Origin of the sequence: Pseudonocardia zijingensis (assembly GCF_042657305.1) — a bacterium.
GTDB classification, from domain to species: Bacteria; Actinomycetota; Actinomycetes; order Mycobacteriales; family Pseudonocardiaceae; genus Pseudonocardia; species Pseudonocardia zijingensis.
On the sequence record NZ_JBHSKO010000023.1, the window covers coordinates 98,588 to 118,207 of the forward strand.

Sequence of the window (19,620 nt, forward strand, 5' to 3'; positions counted from 1 at the left end):
GTCACCCCGGCCGCCCCTGGACGCCCGCGACCACGGGCGGCCGCGTGTTGCGCTGCGCCGCCGGGCTGGCCCTCGCCCTGGTGGCTGCCGCCTGCACGGCGCCACCGCCGGCCGTCCCGGAGCCGCTCGGCCGGCTGGTGGCCGTCGACCAGGGTGAGCTGCTCGGCACCACCGACGGCGACGTGCTGCGCTACCGCGGCATCCCGTACGCGGCCCCGCCGGTGGGCGAGCACCGGTTCGAGCCGCCGGGCCGCCCCCACGCGTGGAGCGGCACGCGGCCGGCCACGGAGCCCGGAGCCCGCTGCCCCCAGCCTGCCGCAGGTGGGGCGGGCCGTACCAGCGAGGACTGCCTCACCGTCGACGTCACCGTTCCGGCCGGCACCACCGCAGGCGCGCGACTGCCCGTGCTGGTGTGGCTGCACGGCGGCGGGTTCACCTCGGGCGCGGGCACGGAGGTCGACCCGCGCCGCCTCGCCCTGGCCGGCCCGCTCGTCGTGGTCACCGTCAACTACCGGCTCGGCGCACTGGGGTTCCTCGGCCTGCCCGGGCTGGAGGGCTCCGGCTCGTTCGGGCTGCTCGACCAGCGCGCCGCCCTCACCTGGGTGCGGCACAACATCACCGCGTTCGGCGGCGACCCGGACCGCGTCACCCTGGCCGGCCAGTCCGCGGGCGCCGACAGCGTGTGCGCCCACTTCACCTCACCCGCGTCGGTCGGGCTCTTCCACCGCGCGATCATGCAGAGCGGCGAGTGCGCCGCCACCGACCTCGTCGACGTGATCCGGCCCGGCACCGGCGCGGCAGGCGACACCTGGAAGCCGCTGCCCCTCGTCGAGGCCGCAGGCATGACGATCGCGGCCTCGCTCGGCTGCCCCGCCCCGCCCGGTGACGGCCCCGACGCCTCGGCCGTGGCGGCGTGCCTGCGGGCGCTGCCGGTCGCGCAGCTCGTCGACGGCAGTTCCCCGGCCGCCACCGGCTACTACTGGAGCCCGGCCACCGGCACCCCGACGCTCCCCCGGCGGCCGTCGGACATCCTCCTGAACCGCGACGCCCGCCCCGGCATGCCGGTGCTCGCCGGCACCACCGCCGACGAGGGCACGCTCTTCACGGCCCTCTTCTTCGACGGGGCGGGCATCCCGGTGACGGACGCGGGGTTCGACGCCCTGTTCGCGGCGGCAGGCGGCACGGGCACTCCCGAGGCCTACCGGTCCCCCGACCGCTCCCCCGGCCGCGCCTGGTCGGACGTGATCACCGACCGCGCGTACGCCTGCCCCGGCCTCGTCAACCACCGGGCGCTCGCCGACCGCGGCCCGCTCTACGCCTACGAGTTCACCGCCCCGGCCCCGACCGGGCCGTACGCAGGGTTGCCGCCCGACCTGGCGGGCGGCGCTCCCCACGCCGCCGAACTGCCCTACCTGTTCGACCTCGTACCCGGGCAGCCCGAGCTCTCCGAGGGCCAGCGGGCCCTCGCCGACGAGCTGGTGCGGCGGTGGGCGAGGTTCGCGACCACCGGCGAGCCCGCGGCGGACGGCGCCACCCCCTGGCTGCCCTGGACCGGCGAAGGCCGGCTGCTGACGATCGGCGGCCCCGGGCCCGCGTCGACGATGACGCCCGCCTCCGCGTTCGCCGTTGCGCACCGCTGCGGGCTCTGGGGAGTGCGCTGACACACCACCACCGACGCTCACACACCACCTCCAGCGCTGACACACCGACTGCAACCGATGTGCCGACACCACCACCGATGTGCGAGCAGCCGGACGACCCCCGGCGACGCCCACACACCACCACCAGTGCCCACACACCGACTGCAACCGATGTGCCGACACCACCACCGATGTGCGAGCAGCCGGACGACCCCGCCGCTGAGGCCTCGCAGCGGCGGTGCGAGGCCTCCTGGTGGCGCCGCGCATTCGCCGGGGCGGCTTCGCGGGCAGGCCAGGGGCCTGCCCCGTTGGCGCGCGGCGCCGCCAGGAGCCGGCCTTCCTCGGAGGGGCGGAGCCGGAGGTTCGCGGCGATCAAGGCGAAATGGTCGCTCCCGAAGATCATCTAGCGGCCATTCCCCCTTGATCGATCCCCGGAGGGCCTCTCCCGGCCCAAGATCGGAGAGTTGGCACATTCCCGGGTCGAAAACGCCCGGGAACGCGCCAGACCCGTGATCATGCCCGCCGGGCCGGCCTCCGGGGGCGTCACGCGCCCACCCGGCAGGCCCCGCAACCGATGTGCGAGCGGCCGGACCAGCCCCTGCGACGCTCACACACCACCACCAGCGCCCACACACCAACTGCAACCGGTGTGCCGGCAGCACAACCGGTGTGTGAGCGCCCCGGGACGGCCCCGGGGCGGCGCAGTCAGTCCTCGGCCACCGGCGCCGGGGCGACGAGGTCGCGGTCGACGCGGCGGTGGTAGCGCATGCCGGCCAGCCCGCCGAGGACCGCGCCGACCAGCGTCACGACGAGCAGGCCCACCACGAGCGCAGCAGCACCCGCGGACAGCACGCCTCCGCTCATCGGGAAGCGGAACAGCTCGTCGAGCGGCAGGTTCGGGAGGGCGCCCGTGAGCGCGGCGGCCACGGCCGCGACCACGGCGAGCAGCAGCGTCCACAGCCAGACGGCCACGCCCTGGCGGGCGCCGGCGAACCGGGCCATCCGGCCGGCGACGTACCCGCCGCAGTAGTAGCCGGCGAGGACGGCGACCAGGAGCACGACAGCACTCGCGATGCCGGTCGTCAGGAGCGCGGCGGGGTCGAGGGCCGGTCCGACGAGGCCGAGCGCGGTGCCCGCCACCCCCGCGAGGGCCAGGAACAGCGCCGTCATGGTCATCGCGATGACCCAGCCGAAGAACGCCGAGCCCCACCGGATGCCGCCGAACCGGCGCGACTGCGCGGCCGTCAGGTGGGAGCGGGCCCGGGCGAGGTCGGGCAAGGGCTGGGTGCGTTCCGCGTCGGGGACCGTGCTCATGGGGTCTCCTCCCTCTGTGGGGAGGATGTACCCCGATCAGCTCGCGGGCACTCAGCTGGCGCTCGTCACCCGGTACACGTCGTACACGCCCTCGACGTTGCGCACGGCGCGCAGGACGTGGCCGAGGTGCTTCGGGTCGCCCATCTCGAAGGTGAACCGGGAGACCGCGACCCGGTCGCGGGAGGTCTGCACGGACGCGGAGAGGATGTTGACCCGCTCGTCGGCGAGCACCTTGGTGACGTCGGACAGCAGGCGGTGCCGGTCGAGGGCCTCGACCTGGATGGCCACGAGGAACAGCGAGCCGGGCTGCACCGACCAGGCGACCTCGACGAGCCGTTCCGCGCGCGCCTGCAGGTCCTTGGCGTTGGTGCAGTCGGTGCGGTGCACGCTGATGCCGCCGCCGCGGGTGACGAAGCCGAGGATGTCGTCGCCGGGCACGGGGGTGCAGCAGCGGGCGAGCTTGGTGTACATGTCGCCGATGTCGCCCTCGGGCCCGCGCACGACGACGCCCGCGTCGCCGCTGGTGCGGCGCAGCCGCACCGTGGACGGGGTGGCCCGCTCGGCGAGGTCCTCCTCGGCCTGCTCCTCGCCGCCGGAGAGCGCGACGAGCCGCTGGACGACGTGGCGGGCGCTGGCGTGGCCCTCCCCGACGGCGGCGTAGAGCCCGGAGACGTCGGGGAAGTGCATCTCCCGCGCGAGGGAGGCCATGGCGTCGGCCGAGACGAGCCGCTGCAGCGGGAACGAGGTGCGCCGGGCCTCGCGGGCGATGGACTCCTTGCCCGCCTCGATGGCCTCCTCGCGCCGCTCCTTGGCGAACCACTGCTTGACCTTGGTCTTCGCCCGGGGCGACGCGACGAACGACAGCCAGTCGCGGCTGGGGCCCGCGCTCTCCGCCTTGGAGGTGAAGATCTCGACGACGTCGCCGGACTCCAGCTTGCGTTCGAGGGCCACGAGCTTGCCGTTGACGCGGGAGCCGATGCAGCGGTTGCCCACCTCGGTGTGCACGGCGTAGGCCAAGTCGACGGGCGTGGACCCGGCGGGCAGGGTGACGACGTCGCCCTTGGGCGTGAACACGAAGATCTGCTGCGCGCCGAGCTCGTTGCGCAGCGACTCGAGGAAGTCGCCGGGGTCGGCGGCCTCCCGCTGCCAGTCGAGCAGCTGGCGCATCCACGCCATCTGCTCCACCTCGACGGCCTGGCCGTTGTGGGAGCCGCGGGTCTCCTTGTACCGCCAGTGGGCGGCGATGCCGAACTCGGCGGTGTTGTGCATCTCGCGGGTGCGGATCTGCACCTCGAGCGGCTTGCCGTCCGGCCCGATCACGGTGGTGTGCAGCGACTGGTACACGCCGAACCGGGGCTGGGCGATGTAGTCCTTGAACCGGCCCGGCATCGGCTGCCACAGCGCGTGGACCATGCCCATGGCGGCGTAGCAGTCGCGCACCTCGTCGACGAGCACGCGGACGCCGACGAGGTCGTGGATGTCGTCGAAGTCGCGGCCCTTGACGATCATCTTGCGGTAGATCGAGTAGTAGTGCTTCGGCCTGCCCTCGACGGTGGCCTGGATCCGGGCCGAGTCGAGCTGCTGCATGACCTCGTCGATGACCTGTTTGAGGTACGTGTCGCGCGACGGCGCGCGCGTGGCGACGAGGCGCACGATCTCGGAGTACTTCTTGGGGTGCAGGATGGCGAAGGACAGGTCCTCCAGCTCCCACTTGATGGTGGCCATCCCGAGCCGGTGGGCCAGCGGGGCCAGCACCTCGAGGGTCTCGCGGGCCTTCTTCGCCTGCTTCTCCGGCGGCAGGAAGCGCATCGTGCGCATGTTGTGCAGCCGGTCCGAGAGCTTGATCACCAGTACGCGCGGGTCGCGGGCCATCGCGACGACCATCTTGCGGATGGTTTCCGCCTCGGCGGCGGTGCCCAGCTCGACCTTGTCGAGCTTGGTGACGCCGTCGACGAGGTGGGCGACCTCCTCGCCGAAATCCTGGCGCAGCCGGTCGAGCGAGTAGTCGGTGTCCTCCACGGTGTCGTGCAGCAGCGCCGCCACGAGCGTGGTGGTGTCCATGCCCAGCTCGGCCAGGATGCTGGCCACGGCGAGCGGGTGGGTGATGTACGGGTCGCCCGACTTGCGCTTCTGGCCCGCGTGCTTGGCCTCCGCCACGTCGTAGGCGCGCTGCAACAGGCCCAGGTCGGCCTTCGGGTGCAGGGCGCGGTGGACGCTGGCGAGCGGTTCCAGCACCGGGGCGACGACTGCCACCCGCTGGGGCGTCATCCGCCGCGCGATTCGCGCACGCACCCGCCGGGTGGCCGACGGCCGGGCACCGTTGCTGCCCGCCTCCGGTGTGGGAGCGGCCGGGGGCGCGGGCTGCTGCAGTTCAGTCATCCCGTTGTGCCCTCCACCCACGCCAGTCTAGGCCTCGTGCGGTCAGACCGTCAGCAGGGCGTGCACCGGGAGGTCGTCGAGTCGTTGCCTGCCGTTCAGGCCGGTGAGCTCCAGCAACGCGCCGAAGCCGACGACGGTGGCACCCGCCTCGCGCAGCAGCTCGGCGGACGCCGCGGCGGTGCCGCCGGTGGCGAGCACGTCGTCGACGAGGAACACCCGCGCGCCCGGGAAGACCGTGTCGGCGGGCAGCTCCACCGTGGCCGTGCCGTACTCCAGCTCGTACGTGCGGGTGGCGGCCACCAGGGGGAGCTTGCCCGCCTTGCGGATCGGGACGATGCCGGTGCCCGCCACCACCGCCACCGCGGCGCCCAGCAGGAACCCGCGCGCCTCGATGCCCGCCACCAGGTCGGCCTCGCCCACCAGCGACGCCAGTTCGGTGGTGACGGCCGTGAAGGCCTCCGCGTCGGCGAGCACCGGCGTGACGTCGCGGAACAGGATGCCCGGCGACGGGTAGTCGGGCACGTCGCGCACCAGGCCCGCCACCCGCTCCAGCTCGGGCGCCGACCCGTCGGCGCCGGCCACCGCGACGGGCCCGGTCACCGCTGCCGCTTGGCGGAGGGCCGGCCCGACTTCCCGGACGGCCGCGCGCCGCGGGTCCCACCGCGGGCGTGGCGGGCCGGCACGGCGCCCGCCGCCGCCATCGCGCGCTCCTTGCGCAGCTCCCCGGCGAGCACCGCGTCGTCGGCCAGGTCCGGCGACTCGTCGTCGGTGGCCGTGGCGTCGGCGCCCACGGCCGCCTTCCGCCGCCGCAACGCCACCCGCTGCGCCTGCTCCTGGAAGCGCGGGTCGCGCATCTTGAGGTCGACGAGGATCGGTGTGGCCAGCAGCAGCGACGACAGCGCGCCGGCGATGATGCCGACCATCTGCACGAGCGCCAGGTCGGCGAGCGTGCCGACGCCGAGCAGGCCGACACCGATCACCATCAGCGCCACGACCGGCAGCACCGCGAACAGCGACGTGTTGACCGACCGGATCAGCGTCTGGTTGACGGCGAGGTTGGCCGTCTCGGCGTAGGTGCGGCGGGTGAGCCCGAGCAGGCCGCGGGTGTTCTCCTTGACCTTGTCGAACACCACGACGGTGTCGTAGAGGGAGAACCCGAGGATCGTCAGCAGGCCGATCACCGTGGACGGGGTGACCTCGAACCCGATGATCGAGTAGATGCCGGCCGTGACGATCACGTCGTGCAGCAGCGCGACCAGCGCGGCGAGCGCCATCGCCCGCTCGAAGTAGAACGCCAGGAAGATCGTGACGAGCACGAGGAACACGCCGAGCGCGATGAGGGCCTGGCGCGTGATCTGCCCGCCCCAGCTGCCGCTCACCGCGCTGTCGCTGATCGCATCGATCGCGGGGGTGCCGCCGGAGCCGATCGGCTGGAACGTGTCGAACAGCGCCTGCTTGAGCGTGATCAGCTGCGCCGGGTCCAGCGCCTCCGACCGGATCAGGATCGATGCGGCGTCGCCGCTGCCGGCGGACTGCACGGCCTCGGGCTCGAAGCCCAGCGCCTGCTCGTAGACCGCGCGCACGGCCTCCACGTCGGCGGGCGCGGCGGCGGTGGCGGCCGGGAACTGGAGCTGCGTGCCACCGGTGAAATCGATGCCGAGGTTGAACCCCCGGAACACGATCGATCCGATGCAGATGAGCACCAGTACCGCGAACCCGATGTACCAGATGCGCTTGCGCCCGACGATGTCGAACGCACCGGTGCCCGTGTAGAGCCTGGTGAGGACCCCGGCCACGTCAGGCTCCCTTCGATCGGCCGGCTGCGGCGGCGGTGGCCCGCCTGCGGGCGGCGCCCGCGCGGGCGGCCTCGCCCAGCCCCGAGAGACCGGGGCTGCTGAACACGCGCGACTTCGCCGCGAGCGACACCAGCGGGTGCGTCACCAGGAACACGACGATCAGGTCGAGCACCGTGGACAGGCCGAGGGTGAACGCGAAGCCGCGCACCTGGCCGACCGCCAGCAGGTAGAGCACCGCGGAACAGAGGAAGCTCACGGCGTCGGCGGACAGGATCGTGCGCCGGGCCCGCACCCAGCCCCGCGGCACCGCGGAGCGGAAGGTGCGGCCTTCGCGCATCTCGTCCTTCAACCGTTCGAAGAAGATGATGAACGAGTCGGCCGTGATGCCGATGGCGAGGATGAAGCCTGCGACGCCCGCGAGGTCGAGCGTGAACCCGATCCAGCGCCCGAGCAGCACCAGCACCGGGTAGACGATCGCCGCGGACAACGCGAGCGACAGGACCAGGAGCAGCCCGAGCACGCGGTAGTAGAACAGGCCGTAGATGAACACGAGCGCCAGCCCGACGCCGCCCGCGATCAGCCCGGCCTCCAGCGAGGCCAGCCCGAGCGTGGCCGACACCGTCTGCGCCTCCGACGACTCGAACGACAGCGGCAGCGAGCCGTAGCGCAGGACGCCGGCCAGCTGCTCGGCCTCCTCCTGGTTGAACTGCCCCTCGATCTGGGTGGCGCCGAAGATCGGCTGGTTGATCCTCGGCGCCGAGACGACCTCGCCGTCGAGGGTGAACGCGACGAGCTTGCCGACGTTGTTGGTGGTGTACTCGCCCCACGTCTGCGCGCCCTGCGCCTCGAACGTCAGGCTGACCACCCAGCCCACACCGGTGGTGTTCTGCTGGGCCTGGGCGCTGGCGATCTCGGTGCCCTCCAGGAACGCGGGCCCGAGGACGTACTTCTCGGTGCCGTCCTGGTTGCAGGCCACCAGCGGCCGCGTCGGGTCGTCGTAGCCGCGCAGCGGGTCGCGGGTGGCGCAGTCGAGCGTGAGCAGCGCCGTCTCCTGGACGGTCGGGTCGGTGCTCTGGCGCATCTGCCGCGCGGCGTCGACCTCGGCGGCCAGCCGCGGGTCGGCGGGCGCGGCCGTGCCCGGCGCGGGCTGCGGCGACGGGGGCACCGGGTCCTGCGGCGGGGGCGGCGGGTCCTGCAGCGGCCTGCTCATCGCCACCGGGGCCACGGCGCGCTCCACGGCGTCACCCGCGCCCATCCCCTGCGGCTGCCCGGTGGGGGGCGCCTGCTCCGCGCCGGGCGCCGGCGCCTGCTGGTCTGCGGGCGGGGCGCCGGGGTCTGCGGGTGGGGCGCCGGGCTGCTGCGGCGGTTGCTGGGCGGCGTAGGGCCCGCCGATGACCTCGCGGAAGCGCAGCTGGGCCGTCTGGCCCAGCGACCGCGCCTGGTCGCCCTCGCTGCCGGGGACGGTGATCGTCAGGTTGCTGCCGTCGATCACCACCTCGGCGCCGCTCACGCCCAGGCCGTTGACGCGCTCCTCGATGATCGCCTGCGCCTGCTGGAGCTGCTCACGCGGCGGCTCGGCGCCGGTCTCGGTGCGGGGCTGCAGCGTGACGCGGGTGCCGCCCTGCAGGTCGATGCCCAGCTTGGGGGTGGGACTGCCGTCGCCGGTGAAGAACACCAGCGCGTACAGCGCGGCGATGATGGCGACGAATGCCGCCAGGTGACGCCAGGGGCGGATCTGCCCCGGGGTGGATGCCACTGCTCGCGTTCTCTTCCTTCTCCGGTGCGACCCGCCGGGTGCTGCGGCCGCGCGGCGCCGTCAGCTGCGGGGCGTGCCGTTCGACGACTCGTCCTTCTCCACCGTGCTCTTCTCCAGCGACGGGGCGCTCTCGGTGGCGGGTGCCACCTCGGCGGCGTCGTCGGAGGTGGTGGCCACGGTGTCGGCGGTGGTGTCGGCGGACGTGTCGGCGGGGGTCTCGGTGGCGTCGTCCTGGACCTTCTCGCGGATGGCGCCCCGGATCCAGGTGGTGACCACGCCGTCGGCGATCTCCAGGTCGATCGTGTCCTCGTAGGAGGCGTCGACGACCGTGGCGCGCAGACCGGAGGTGGTCATCACGACGTCACCCGCCTCGAGCGCCGCCTGCATCTTCTGCATCTCCTGCATCTGGCGCTTCTGGCGTCGCCCCGACAGGAAGATCGGGATGAACAGCAGCAGGATCAACAGGGGGAACAGCAGTTCCATGGTCTTGGTCTCCGAATCTCCGCACGTCGTGGAGCCACCAGAGTCTGCCAGCCCCCGGTTCAGAACAACGCGGGAGGGCCACCCGGAGTGACGTCCGGTGGCGCAGCGATGCCCAGATGTGACCAGGCGGCTGCGGTGGCCACCCGGCCCCGCGGCGTGCGCGCCAGCATGCCGGCGCGCACGAGGTAGGGCTCGCAGACCTCCTCGACGGTACCCGGTTCCTCCCCGACCGCCACTGCCAGCGTGGACACCCCGACCGGCCCGCCGCCGAACGAGCGCACCAGCGCACCGAGCACGGCGCGGTCGAGCCGGTCGAGGCCGAGTTCGTCGACGTCGTAGACGGCGAGCGCGTCGCGGGCGACCGTGCGGGTGACGGCGCCGTCGGCGCGCACCTCCGCGAAGTCGCGGACGCGGCGCAGCAGCCGGTTGGCGATGCGCGGGGTACCGCGGGAGCGCCGCGCGATCTCCTCGGCGCCGTCCGGGCGCAGGTCGACGTCCAGGATGGTGGCCGCGCGCCGCAGCACGAGCTCCAGCTCACCGGGCTCGTAGAACTCCATGTGGGCGGTGAAGCCGAAGCGGTCGCGCAGCGGGCCGGTGAGCGCGCCGGACCGGGTGGTGGCCCCCACCAGCGTGAACGGGGCGATGTCGAGCGGGATGGAGGTGGCGCCGGGCCCCTTGCCCACGACGACGTCGACGCGGAAGTCCTCCATCGCGAGGTAGAGCATCTCCTCGGCGGGACGCGCGGTGCGGTGGATCTCGTCGATGAACAGGACGTCGCCGGGTTCGAGGTTGGACAGCATCGCCGCGAGGTCGCCCGCGCGTTCGAGCGCGGGCCCGGACGTCAGCCGGATGGCCGCACCGAGCTCGGCCGCGACGATCAGCGCGAGGCTCGTCTTGCCCAGGCCGGGCGGCCCGGACAACAGGATGTGGTCGGGTGGCTGGCCGCGGCGGCGCGCGCCCTCGAGCACGAGTTCCAGCTGCTCGCGCACGCGCGGCTGCCCGATGAACTCGGTGAGCGTGCGGGGACGCAGCGAGGAGTCGGCCTCGAGGTCCTCCGGCTCGGGCTCGGGTGTGAGTGCGACCTCGCTCACCGCCCCTTGCCACCCAGCCTGGTGAGCGCGGCCCGCAGCAGCGCGCTGGCGTCCGCGGTGCCGTCACCGGCGAGCACGGCGTCGACCGCACCCTCGGCGGGCTTCGCGGCGAAGCCGAGACCGATCAGCGCCTCCACCACCTGGTCGCGGCGCGGGTTGCCACCGTTCGCGGCCACCGGGGCCGTCGCGGGCGACGCGGCGGGCGCCACGACCTTGTCGCGTAGTTCGAGGGCCAGGCGCTCGGCGCCCTTGCGGCCGATCCCGGGCACGCGGGTGAGCGTGGTGATGTCGCCGTCGACGAGTGCGCGGCGCAACGCGTCGGGGCTCAGCACGGCCAGCGTGGCGAGCGCGATGCGCGGCCCGATCCCGCTCACGGTCTGCAGGAGGCCGAACAGGTCCCGCTCCTCCTCGTCGGCGAACCCGAACAGGGTGAGCGAGTCCTCCCGCACGACCAGCGCCGTGGCGAGCCTGCCCTGCTCGCCCCGGCGCAGCCGGGACAGGGTGCCCGGCGTGGCCTGCACCGCGAACCCGACCCCGCCGACCTCGACCACCGCGTGGTCGAGGCCGATCTCCAGCACCTCACCGCGCACCGAACTGATCATGACGCCTCTCCGCTCGCCTTCCTGGCCGCCGCGAGCCGGGCCCGGTGGGCGCGCGCGAGTTCCGCCGAGCGCGCCTGCGCCTGGGCCATCCGGTCGAGCATCGGTGCCCGCCAGCAGTGGCAGATGGCCAGGGCCAGCGCGTCGGCCGCGTCGGCGGGCCGCGGGGCCTCGTCGAGCGCGAGCAGCCGGGTGACCATGGCGGTGACCTGCTGCTTGCCCGCGCGCCCCTCCCCCGTGACCGCAGCCTTCACCTCGCTGGGCGTGTGGAACGCGACCGGCAGCCCCGCGCGCGCCGCGAGCATCGCGACGACCCCGCTGACCTGGGCGGTGCCCATCACGGTGCGGACGTTGTGCTGGCTGAACACCCGTTCCACCGCCACCACGTCGGGCCGGTGCCGTTCGATCCAGCGCTCCACCTCGGCCCCGACCTCGAGCAGGCGCTGCGGCAGGGGCGCGTCGGGCGGCGTGCGCACGACGTCCACCGCCACGGCCCGCACGCGCCGGCCACCCGCGCCGTCGACGACCCCGAGCCCGCACCGGGTCAACCCCGGGTCGACGCCGAGCACCCGCACTCCGTCTCCTCTCGCAGGTCGCCGACCGGACGGTCCGCCCGCGAACAGCCGTTCGAGGAGGCAGGCTACCGGCGTGCCGGCGACGGGCCGCGGGGGCGCGCCGGTCGCCGGCCTCCCGGTCAGGCCACGGGCTCCTGCGCGGGCGCCCCGGAGCTGCGCCGGTCCCACTCGGCGAGCACGCCGTCCGCGGTGGGCCGCGACGCCAGGCTCCCGGCCACGAAGGCGACGAGCCCGGTGCCCAGCCCCACGTAGATCGGCTGGTTGGCGTAGATGTCGCCGACCACCGCCATCGTGGCGAGCGTGGCCACCGTGCCGACGGCCATCGCCGCCACCGCCCCGACGATCGTGGCCCGCCGCCACAGCAGGCCGCCCAGGATCGGCACCAGCAGGCCGCCGACGAGGATGTCGTAAGCGATCGTCAGCGCGGCCACCACGTCCTGCAGCAGGCAGGAGATCACGATCACGACCGCACCGAGCGCGATGATGAGCAGCCGGTTGCCGCGCACGTGGTCCTCCTCGCCGCCCGCGGGCGCGCGGCCGCGCAGCCGCTGCAGGATGTCCTGGCCGAGCACGGTGGCGTTGGCGATCAGCGCGCCGCTCGCGGTGGACATGACGGCGGCCAGCGCCGCCGCGAGCACCAGCCCCGCCAGCACCGGGGGCATGGTCGCGTCCACCACGGCGGTGAAGGCGTCGTCCCGCTCGGCCAGGCCGGGCACGAGCACGCTCGCGCCCATCCCGACCAGGGCGCCGGCCACGCCGTAGAGCAGGCAGTAGACGCCGGCCGCCGCGCCTCCCCAGCGGGCGACGCCGGGGCTGCGCGCGGTGAAGACCCGCTGCCAGATGTCCTGCCCGATGAGCAGGCCGAACGTGTAGATGACGAAGTAGGTCACGATCGTCTCGCCGCCGATCGTGGTGAGCGAGAGCGCCTCCGGCGCCACTTCGGTGAACCCGCCGGCCTGCGTGAGCACCACCGGCAGCAGGATCAGGAAGATCCCCACGGTCTGGATCAGGAACTGCACGAAGTCGGTGAGGGTGATCGACCACATCCCGCCGAGCGCCGAGTAGACCACCACGACGAGGCCGCCGATGACGATCGACGGCACCCGCGGCAGGTCGAGCAGCGCCGCGAAGATCGTGGCGTAGGCGATCGTCGAGGTCACCGTCAGCATCAGGGTGTAGCCGAACATCACCACCCCGGACAGCACGCTCGCGCCCGGCCCGTACCGCAGCTCGAGCATCTGGCTCACGGTGTAGACGCGCAGCCGCTGCACCCGGCCCGCGAACAGCAGGGACAGCAGCAGGACGCCGGCACCGATGGCGACCACGAGCCACATTCCCGACAGGCCGTACTCGTAGCCGAGGCCGACACCGCCGATCGTGGACGCGCCCCCGAGCACGAGCGCGGACATCGTGCCGGCGTAGAGCAGCGGGCCGAGCCTGCGGCCCGCCACGAGGAAGTCGGCCTCGGTGCGGGCGCGCCGCTTGCCCCAGAAGCCGAAGGCGATCATGGCGACGAGGTAGGCCACGACGATGGCGACGTCCACGTCTCACTCCCGGTGGATGAGATGGATGAGGGTCGGGCGGTCGGCCGACAGGGCGTCGGCCACGAGCGCGGTGAGTGCGCCCGGGTCGGACGTGCGCACGCCGTGGGCGCCGAAGGCCCCGGCCAGCGCGGCGAGGTCGGGCACGGGCAGGTCCACCCCGGTGGGCGGGATGCCCCGTGCCACCTGCTGGTCGCGGATCTCGCCGTAGCCGCCGTTGTCGACCACGACGATCGGCAGCGGCAGCCCCAGGTCGACGGCGGTGGCGAGCTCCTGCACGGAGAAGAGGAACGCCCCGTCCCCGAGCAGGACCGCCGCGGGCCGGCCGGGCCGCGCGAGCGACGCCCCGATCGCGGCGGGCAGCCCGTAGCCGAGGGTGGCGTAGCCGGGCGTGCAGCAGAACCGCCGCGGCGCCGGGACGTCGAAGAAGTGCACGGACCCGAGGTAGGTGACCTGCGAGCTGTCGCCCGCGAGGACCGCGTCGGCGGGCAGCGCGGCCCGCACGGCGCCGTTGATCCGCTCGTGGCTCCCGGCGTCGGCCCGCGCCTCGGCGCGGCAGGCATCGCGGAGCTCGCCGGCGTCGCCGGGCGCGTCCGGTCGCCGCGGGAGCTCCGCGAGCAGCGCGCGCAGGGTCGTCGCGGCGTCGCCGAGCAGCGCCACGTCGGCCTGGCAGTTCTTGTGCAGCTGGGCGGGGTCGACGTCGCAGCGGATCACGGTCCCGCCGCCGATCCGGCCCTCCCACAGGTCCGAGTCGCCGAGCTCGCTGCCCACCACGAGCAGCGCGTCGCTGCCGGTGGCCGCCTTCTGCAGGGCGCGCAGCCGCACCGCGGCGCCGACGGCCAGCGGGTGCGACTCGTCGAGCACCCCCTTGCCGTTGACCGTGGTGGCCACCGGGGCGCCGAGCGCCTCGGCGAGCGCCCGGACCTCGGCGGCCGCGTCCACCGCACCCCCGCCTGCGATCACCAGGGGCCGGCGCGCGCCGGCCAGCAGCGCGGCGGCGCGCCGCACGTCGGCGGCGTCCGGCGCGGGTGGCGCGGTCACCGCACCGACCCACGGGCTGCCGCCCCAGTGCGCCTCGAGCACGTCCAGGGGGATCTCGACGTGCACCGGCCGCGGCCGGGCGCCGCGGAACGAGGCGAACGCCTCGGTGACCGCGTCGGCGGCCTCCTCCGGGCTGCCGACCCGGCGGCTCCGGCGCACGAGGTGCGCCATGGCACCGCTCGCGTCCTTGGTCTCGTGGAGCCTGCCGAGGTCGGCACCCTCGGTGCCCGTCGGCACCCCCGGGGAGAGGAACAGCACCGGCTGCGACTCGGCGTAGGCGGTGGCCGCCGCGGTCATCGCGTTGGTCAGCCCGGGGCCGCTGGTCGTCAGCACGACGCCGGGCCGCCCGCTCACGCGCGCGTACCCCTCCGCCGCGTAGCCGGCCCCCTGCTCGTGCCGGGGCGTCACCGCGCGGATCCCGCACGCCGCGAGGTGGCGGTAGAGCTCCAGGTTGTGCGTGCCGGGGATGCCGAAGACCGTGTCGACGCCGTGGGCGGCAAGGGTCTCGACCACGGCGGCACCGCCGTTGTGCGTGCTCACGACGGCGCCTTCGTGGCCGCCAGCACCGCGAGCAGCTCGTAGGCCACGTGCGCCGCCGCGATCCCGGTGATCTCCGCGTGGTCGTAGGCCGGGGCCACCTCCACGATGTCGGCCCCGACGATGTCCACCCCGACCAGCGCGCGCAGCGTGTGCAGCAGCTCCCGGCTGGTCAGCCCGCCCGCCTCGGGGGTGCCGGTGCCGGGGGCGTGCGCGGGGTCGAGCACGTCGATGTCCACCGAGACGTACACCGGGCCGTCGCCGAGGCGGGCGCGCATCCGTTCCACCACCGCGGTGAGCCCGTCCACCTGGTAGTCGTCGGAGCCGATCACCTGGAACCCCAGCCGGGTGTCGTCGGCGAGGTCGCTCGCGCCGTAGAGCGGCCCCCGGATCCCGACGTGCAGGCACCGCTCCGGGTCGAGCAGGCCCTCCTCGCTCGCCCGCCGGAACGGGGTGCCGTGGGTGTACGGGGCGCCGAAGTAGGTGTCCCAGGTGTCGAGGTGGGCGTCGAAGTGCAGCACCGCGACCGGGCCGTGCGTGCGGTGCACCGAGCGCAGCAGCGGCAGCGCGATCGTGTGGTCGCCGCCCACCGACAGCAGCCGGGCGCCCCCGCCGCGCAGCGCGTCCGACGCCCGCTCGACGGCGGTGATCGCCTCGCCGAGGTCGAACGGGTTGATCGCGACGTCGCCCGCGTCCACCACCTGCTGGGCCGCGAACGGCGACACCCCCAGCCCCGGGTGGAACGGGCGCAGCAGCTTCGACGAGGCGCGCACGTGGGCGGGCCCGAACCGGGCGCCGGGCCGGTAGGACACGCCGGAGTCGAACGGCATGCCCAGCACGGCGACGTCGACGTCGGTGACCTCGTCGAGCCGCGGGAGGCGCGCGAACGTCTCCGGCCCGGCGAAGCGGGGCACGGCGGTGGCGTCGACGGGTCCCTGCGCAGCAGCCATCGGCACAGGGTGGGAGGTGTGGCCGCGGCCGGGACATGGCCGGAAGGGCTAATCTAGATCACCCCGCTTCGCCGAGTCGTACAGGAGCGCTCGTGCTGACCGTGGCCGACCTCGTCGCCGACCCGGCGCTGCGGCTCGCCGTCGCCGCCTGCCCCGACGAGCTCGGGCGCGAGATCGAGGCCGCCGCCGTCTCCGAGCTCGCCGAACCGGGCCCGTGGCTGCAGGGCGGGGAGCTCCTGCTCACGATCGGGCTGCTGCTCGACGAATCCGACGCGGGCTGCACGGCCTACGTAGCGGGCCTGCGCGCCGCGGGCGTGCGCGCGCTCGGCCTCGGGCTCGGCGCCGACCTGCGCTACCAGTCGGCCCCACCGTGCCTCGTGCGGGCCGCACAGGAGGCGCGCCTGCCGCTGCTCACCGTGCCGGACGGGGTGCCGTTCATCGCCGTCACGAAGGCGGTGTTCGCGTGGCGGGCGCGCGAGGAACGCCGGCAACTCGAGTGGGCGCTGCACACCCAGCGCGCGCTCACCGCGGCCGCCGTCCAGCCCGGCGGGCTCGCGGGCATCCTCGCCGCGTACGAGCGCGCCACGGGCCGGGCCGCCCTCGTCGTCGACCTCCTCGAACGGCCCATCGCGAGCTCCCGCCCCGGCCACGAGCCCCTCGCGCGGGAGTTCACCGACCTGCTCGCCCGCGTCCGCCCCCAGGGGCTGCTCGGCGCCGCCGTCGACACCACCGCCGCCCACCGCCGCGAGGTGCACCCGCTCGGTTCCCGCCGCCTGCGCGCCTGGCTGCTCGTCGCCGGGCCGGCCGACCGCGCCGGGTCCGGCATCGTCACCGGCGACCTCGTCTCGCTGCTGTCGCTCGAGCTCGAACGCGTGCGCGGGCTCGGGGCGAGCCGCCACCGCGACCGCGCGCAGCTGCTGGCCCGGCTGTCCCGCGGCATCGTCGACGACCTCGTCGCCGTCCGGTGGCTCGAGTCGGCAGGCCTGCCCGGGGACGAGCTGCGCGCCGCCGTGGTGGCCGCCCCGCGCGCCGCGGAGCTCGCCGCCGACCTCGCCGACGCGCTCCCCGATGCGCTCACCCGCGTCGCGGGCAGCCCGGAGGAACCGGTGGTGGAGCTGGCCGTCCCCGACGCCGTGGACGTCGCGGCGGCGCTCGCCACCCTCGCGCCGGCGCGACCGGCGGGCATCGGCATCGGGGTGCGGCCGGGCGCGCTGGCCGTGTCGCTGCGCCAGGCGCACTCGGCGCTGCCGGAGAGCCGCGTCAGCGGACGGCACGTGCACGCCGCCGACCTGGCGAGCAGCAGGCGGCTGCTCGCGGCCGTGCCCACGGAGCACCTGGCCGGCTTCGCCGACGCCGTGCTCGGCCCGCTCGACGCCGACGCCCGGTCCGCCGACCTGCTGCGCACGCTCGCGGCGTTCCTCGAGCACAACGGCCACTGGGAGTCGGCCGCGGCGGCGCTGCAGGTGCACCGCCACACCGTGCGCAACCGGATGGCCACCGTCGAGGAGCTCACGGGCCGCCGGTTCGGCTCGGCCCAGGACCGCCACGAGCTCTGGCTCGCGCTGCGCGCCCGCGACGCCACCGGCACCTGACAGGGTACGAACGGCACCTTCGTCCGATAGAGCGGTACGGAGGTGCCGTTCGTACGGCGGAGCGTTCCTGACAGCCTGTGTCAAGGTTGGGCCGTAGCGTCGGCAGCCATGAGCACCTGGGACGAGTTCACCGCGGGCGCCCCGCGCATCGCCGAGGTCTTCACCCGCCGCCACGCCGCCACCGGGAACCTGTGCATGCTGGCCACCCTGCGCTCCGACGGGTTCCCGCGGATCAGCCCGATCGAGCCGCGGATCTTCGAGGGCAGGCTGTTGCTGGTCGGCATGCCGGGCACCACGAAGTTCCACGACCTCGCCCGCGATCCGCGGTTCTGCCTGCACACCGCCACCGTCGACACCCACGTGGCCGAGGGTGACGCCAAGCTGTTCGGCCGCGTGCGCGACGAGCAGGACCAGGCCCTGCACCAGCGGTTCGCCGAGGCCCTCTTCGCGGAGACCGGCTTCGACCTGCGCGGCCGCGAGTTCCGCCCGTTCTACGTGGCCGACCTGACCGGGGCGTCGTCTGTGGGGATCGCCGACGGGGCGCTGGAGGTCACCATCTGGAAGCCGGGTGAGCCGGAGCGGGTGGTGCGCAAGTAGCGCCCCGTAGCGTGGGGCCGTGCGGCCGGAGCTGGGTGTCGAGCTGGCGGTGGAGATCGTCGGGCTGCTCGTCTCCCCCGTCCACGCCTACGAGGGCCGCCCGGGCGACGGCCCGCGCCCCGACCCGGACGGCAGGCACCCCGCGTCCGTGCAGGTACGCGCCGGCCTGGGGCTCGTCGGCGACCGCTACTTCGCCCGGCCCGCCCACCGCCACGCGGCCGTCACCCTGTTCGCGGTCGAGTCGCTCGACGCCGTCGCCCGTGAGCTCGCCCTCCCCGCCGTGCCCGACCCACTGCTGACCCGGCGCAACATCCTGCTCCGCGGAGCCGACGTCGACGCGCTCGCCGCGGGCCGCGACCGCGCGGGCGCGGTGTTCGCGCTCGACTCCGGCGACGGCCCGGTCCGCTTCCGGGCCCACCGGGCAGCCAACCCGTGCCGCTGGATGGACGTGGTGCTCGCACCCGGCGCCTTCCGGGCCCTGCGCGGCCGCGGCGGGGTGCGGTGCGAGCCGCTCGACAACGGCGTCCTGCGGCCCGGCCCGGCCCGGCTGCGCGTCCTCGAACCCGGGTAGCCGGTATCGGGCAGCCGGCGCCGTCCGGCCCGGCCCGCAGAGCGGCCGAACGGCAGACGCCGCCGGCCACGCACGGCGCGATCCTGGGCCTGCGTCCCGACACTGCGCAGGAATCCGGGAGGGAGCGCCATGAAGGCCTTGCGACTCCACACCTACACGCAGCAGCCACGGCTCGAGGACGTGGCCGAACCGGCGGTCCGGGGTCCGCACGACGTCGTGGTCCGGGTCGGGGGCGCCGGCCTGTGCCGCACCGACCTGCACATCCGGGACGGGTGGTTCGCCCCGGCGGTGCCCACCGAGCTGCCGATCACGCTGGGGCACGAGAACACCGGCTGGGTGCACGAGATCGGGCCCGAGGTCGAGAACGTCGCCGTGGGCGACGCGGTCATCTGCCACCCCCAGCTGTCGTGCGGGAACTGCCCGGCCTGCCGGATCGGCGACGACATGCGGTGCGCCCGCGGCCTGCGCTTCTCCGGCCTCACCCGCGACGGCGGGTTCGCCGAGCTGCTCGCCACCACCGACCGCGCCGTCCTGCCGCTCCCCGCGGGCCTCGCGCCGGCCGACGTCGCACCGCACGCGGACGCCGGCCTCACCGTCATCCACGTGGTGCGCAAGGCCCTGCCGCTGCTCGGGCCCGGCACCCGCGCGGTGGTGATCGGGGTCGGCGGGCTCGGCCACATCGCCGTGCAGTGCCTGCGCGCCCTCACGGCCGCCGAGATCATCGCCGTGGACCGCGACCCCGACGCGTTGAAGCTCGCGGGCGGCTGCGGCGCCCACCACGTCGTGGCCGCCGACGGGAGGGAGGCCGACCACGTGCGCGACCTGACCGGCGGCGCGGGCGCCGAGGCCGTGCTCGACTTCGTCGGCGAGGGTGACGCCCCGGCCGCCGCGCTCGGGATGGTGCGCCCGCGCGGCACCTACTTCGTGGTGGGCTACGGGGGCGAGCTGCGGGTGCCCACGTTCGCCGTGGTGCTGCCGGAGATCAGCATCGTGGGCAACGCCGTGGGCACGCACGACGACCTGCGCGAGCTCGTGGCCCTCGCGGCCACCGGGGCGGTGCAGGTGCACACCCGTACCTACCCCCTCGACGCGTTCGCCGACGCCATGGCCGACCTCGAGCAGGGCCGCATGCACGGCCGGGGCGTGCTCGTGCCCTGA

Annotated in this window: 17 protein-coding genes; 5 read left to right on the forward strand and 12 right to left on the reverse strand. The window is 74.7% G+C overall.

The features are described from left to right. Positions 1-44 precede the first annotated feature (44 nt). Positions 45-1,661, forward strand: coding sequence for a carboxylesterase/lipase family protein (locus ACFPL3_RS32540; protein WP_343946311.1), 1,617 nt, complete (start codon positions 45-47; stop codon positions 1,659-1,661). A 684-nt stretch (positions 1,662-2,345) separates the two neighbouring features. Here ACFPL3_RS32540 and ACFPL3_RS32545 read toward each other — a convergent pair. The 12 genes from ACFPL3_RS32545 to speB form a co-directional block, all read right to left on the reverse strand. After that, a complete protein-coding gene (locus tag ACFPL3_RS32545; RefSeq protein WP_343946312.1) occupies positions 2,346-2,954 on the reverse strand; it encodes a hypothetical protein in 609 nt (202 codons plus the stop codon). Positions 2,955-3,005: 51 nt separating this feature from the next. After that, positions 3,006-5,333 (reverse strand): RelA/SpoT family protein, encoded by a 2,328-nt coding sequence (locus tag ACFPL3_RS32550; RefSeq protein ID WP_343946313.1) that lies wholly within the window; start codon positions 5,331-5,333, stop codon positions 3,006-3,008. A 42-nt stretch (positions 5,334-5,375) separates the two neighbouring features. Further along, a complete protein-coding gene (locus ACFPL3_RS32555; protein ID WP_379590009.1) occupies positions 5,376-5,933 on the reverse strand; it encodes an adenine phosphoribosyltransferase in 558 nt (185 codons plus the stop codon). Next, complete coding sequence (gene secF / locus ACFPL3_RS32560; protein ID WP_379590011.1) at positions 5,930-7,129, reverse strand: protein translocase subunit SecF; 1,200 nt, start codon at positions 7,127-7,129, stop codon at positions 5,930-5,932. Before secF ends, ACFPL3_RS32555 begins: the two co-directional genes overlap by 4 nt. A 1-nt stretch (position 7,130) precedes the next feature. After that, positions 7,131-8,885 (reverse strand): protein translocase subunit SecD, encoded by a 1,755-nt coding sequence (secD, locus tag ACFPL3_RS32565; protein ID WP_379590013.1) that lies wholly within the window; start codon positions 8,883-8,885, stop codon positions 7,131-7,133. A 60-nt stretch (positions 8,886-8,945) separates the two neighbouring features. Next, positions 8,946-9,368 carry a preprotein translocase subunit YajC gene (gene yajC / locus ACFPL3_RS32570; RefSeq protein ID WP_343941260.1) on the reverse strand — a complete coding sequence of 141 codons (423 nt, stop codon included), beginning with the start codon at positions 9,366-9,368 and terminating at the stop codon, positions 8,946-8,948. 59 nt (positions 9,369-9,427) lie between these two features. After that, on the reverse strand, positions 9,428-10,459 hold the full coding sequence (gene ruvB, locus ACFPL3_RS32575) for a Holliday junction branch migration DNA helicase RuvB (protein WP_343941261.1): 1,032 nt from the start codon (positions 10,457-10,459) through the stop codon (positions 9,428-9,430). Continuing rightward, a complete protein-coding gene (gene ruvA / locus ACFPL3_RS32580; protein ID WP_343941262.1) occupies positions 10,456-11,061 on the reverse strand; it encodes a Holliday junction branch migration protein RuvA in 606 nt (201 codons plus the stop codon). Before ruvA ends, ruvB begins: the two co-directional genes overlap by 4 nt. Then, positions 11,058-11,633: a crossover junction endodeoxyribonuclease RuvC gene (gene ruvC / locus ACFPL3_RS32585; protein WP_343941263.1), complete on the reverse strand. Its 576-nt coding sequence runs from the start codon at positions 11,631-11,633 to the stop codon at positions 11,058-11,060. Before ruvC ends, ruvA begins: the two co-directional genes overlap by 4 nt. A gap of 119 nt (positions 11,634-11,752) precedes the next feature. Next, a complete protein-coding gene (locus ACFPL3_RS32590; RefSeq protein ID WP_343941265.1) occupies positions 11,753-13,141 on the reverse strand; it encodes a sodium:solute symporter family protein in 1,389 nt (462 codons plus the stop codon). Between the two features lie 39 nt (positions 13,142-13,180). Continuing rightward, positions 13,181-14,755 carry a 5-guanidino-2-oxopentanoate decarboxylase gene (locus tag ACFPL3_RS32595; RefSeq protein ID WP_379590018.1) on the reverse strand — a complete coding sequence of 525 codons (1,575 nt, stop codon included), beginning with the start codon at positions 14,753-14,755 and terminating at the stop codon, positions 13,181-13,183. Then, complete coding sequence (gene speB / locus ACFPL3_RS32600; protein ID WP_343946641.1) at positions 14,752-15,702, reverse strand: agmatinase; 951 nt, start codon at positions 15,700-15,702, stop codon at positions 14,752-14,754. Before speB ends, ACFPL3_RS32595 begins: the two co-directional genes overlap by 4 nt. 92 nt (positions 15,703-15,794) lie before the next feature. On the opposite strand from speB, the gene ACFPL3_RS32605 reads away from it, so the two are divergent. From ACFPL3_RS32605 to ACFPL3_RS32620, 4 genes are all read left to right on the forward strand, one after another. After that, positions 15,795-17,294, forward strand: a complete 1,500-nt coding sequence (locus tag ACFPL3_RS32605) for a PucR family transcriptional regulator ligand-binding domain-containing protein (RefSeq protein ID WP_379590021.1) — start codon at positions 15,795-15,797, stop codon at positions 17,292-17,294. Between the two features lie 108 nt (positions 17,295-17,402). After that, complete coding sequence (locus tag ACFPL3_RS32610) at positions 17,403-17,891, forward strand: pyridoxamine 5'-phosphate oxidase family protein (protein WP_343946644.1); 489 nt, start codon at positions 17,403-17,405, stop codon at positions 17,889-17,891. A gap of 19 nt (positions 17,892-17,910) precedes the next feature. Beyond that, positions 17,911-18,462: an MOSC domain-containing protein gene (locus ACFPL3_RS32615; RefSeq protein ID WP_343946645.1), complete on the forward strand. Its 552-nt coding sequence runs from the start codon at positions 17,911-17,913 to the stop codon at positions 18,460-18,462. Between the two features lie 129 nt (positions 18,463-18,591). Beyond that, the gene (locus ACFPL3_RS32620) at positions 18,592-19,620 is read left to right on the forward strand and encodes an NAD(P)-dependent alcohol dehydrogenase (protein ID WP_343946646.1); all 1,029 of its coding nucleotides are present in this window, start codon (positions 18,592-18,594) and stop codon (positions 19,618-19,620) included.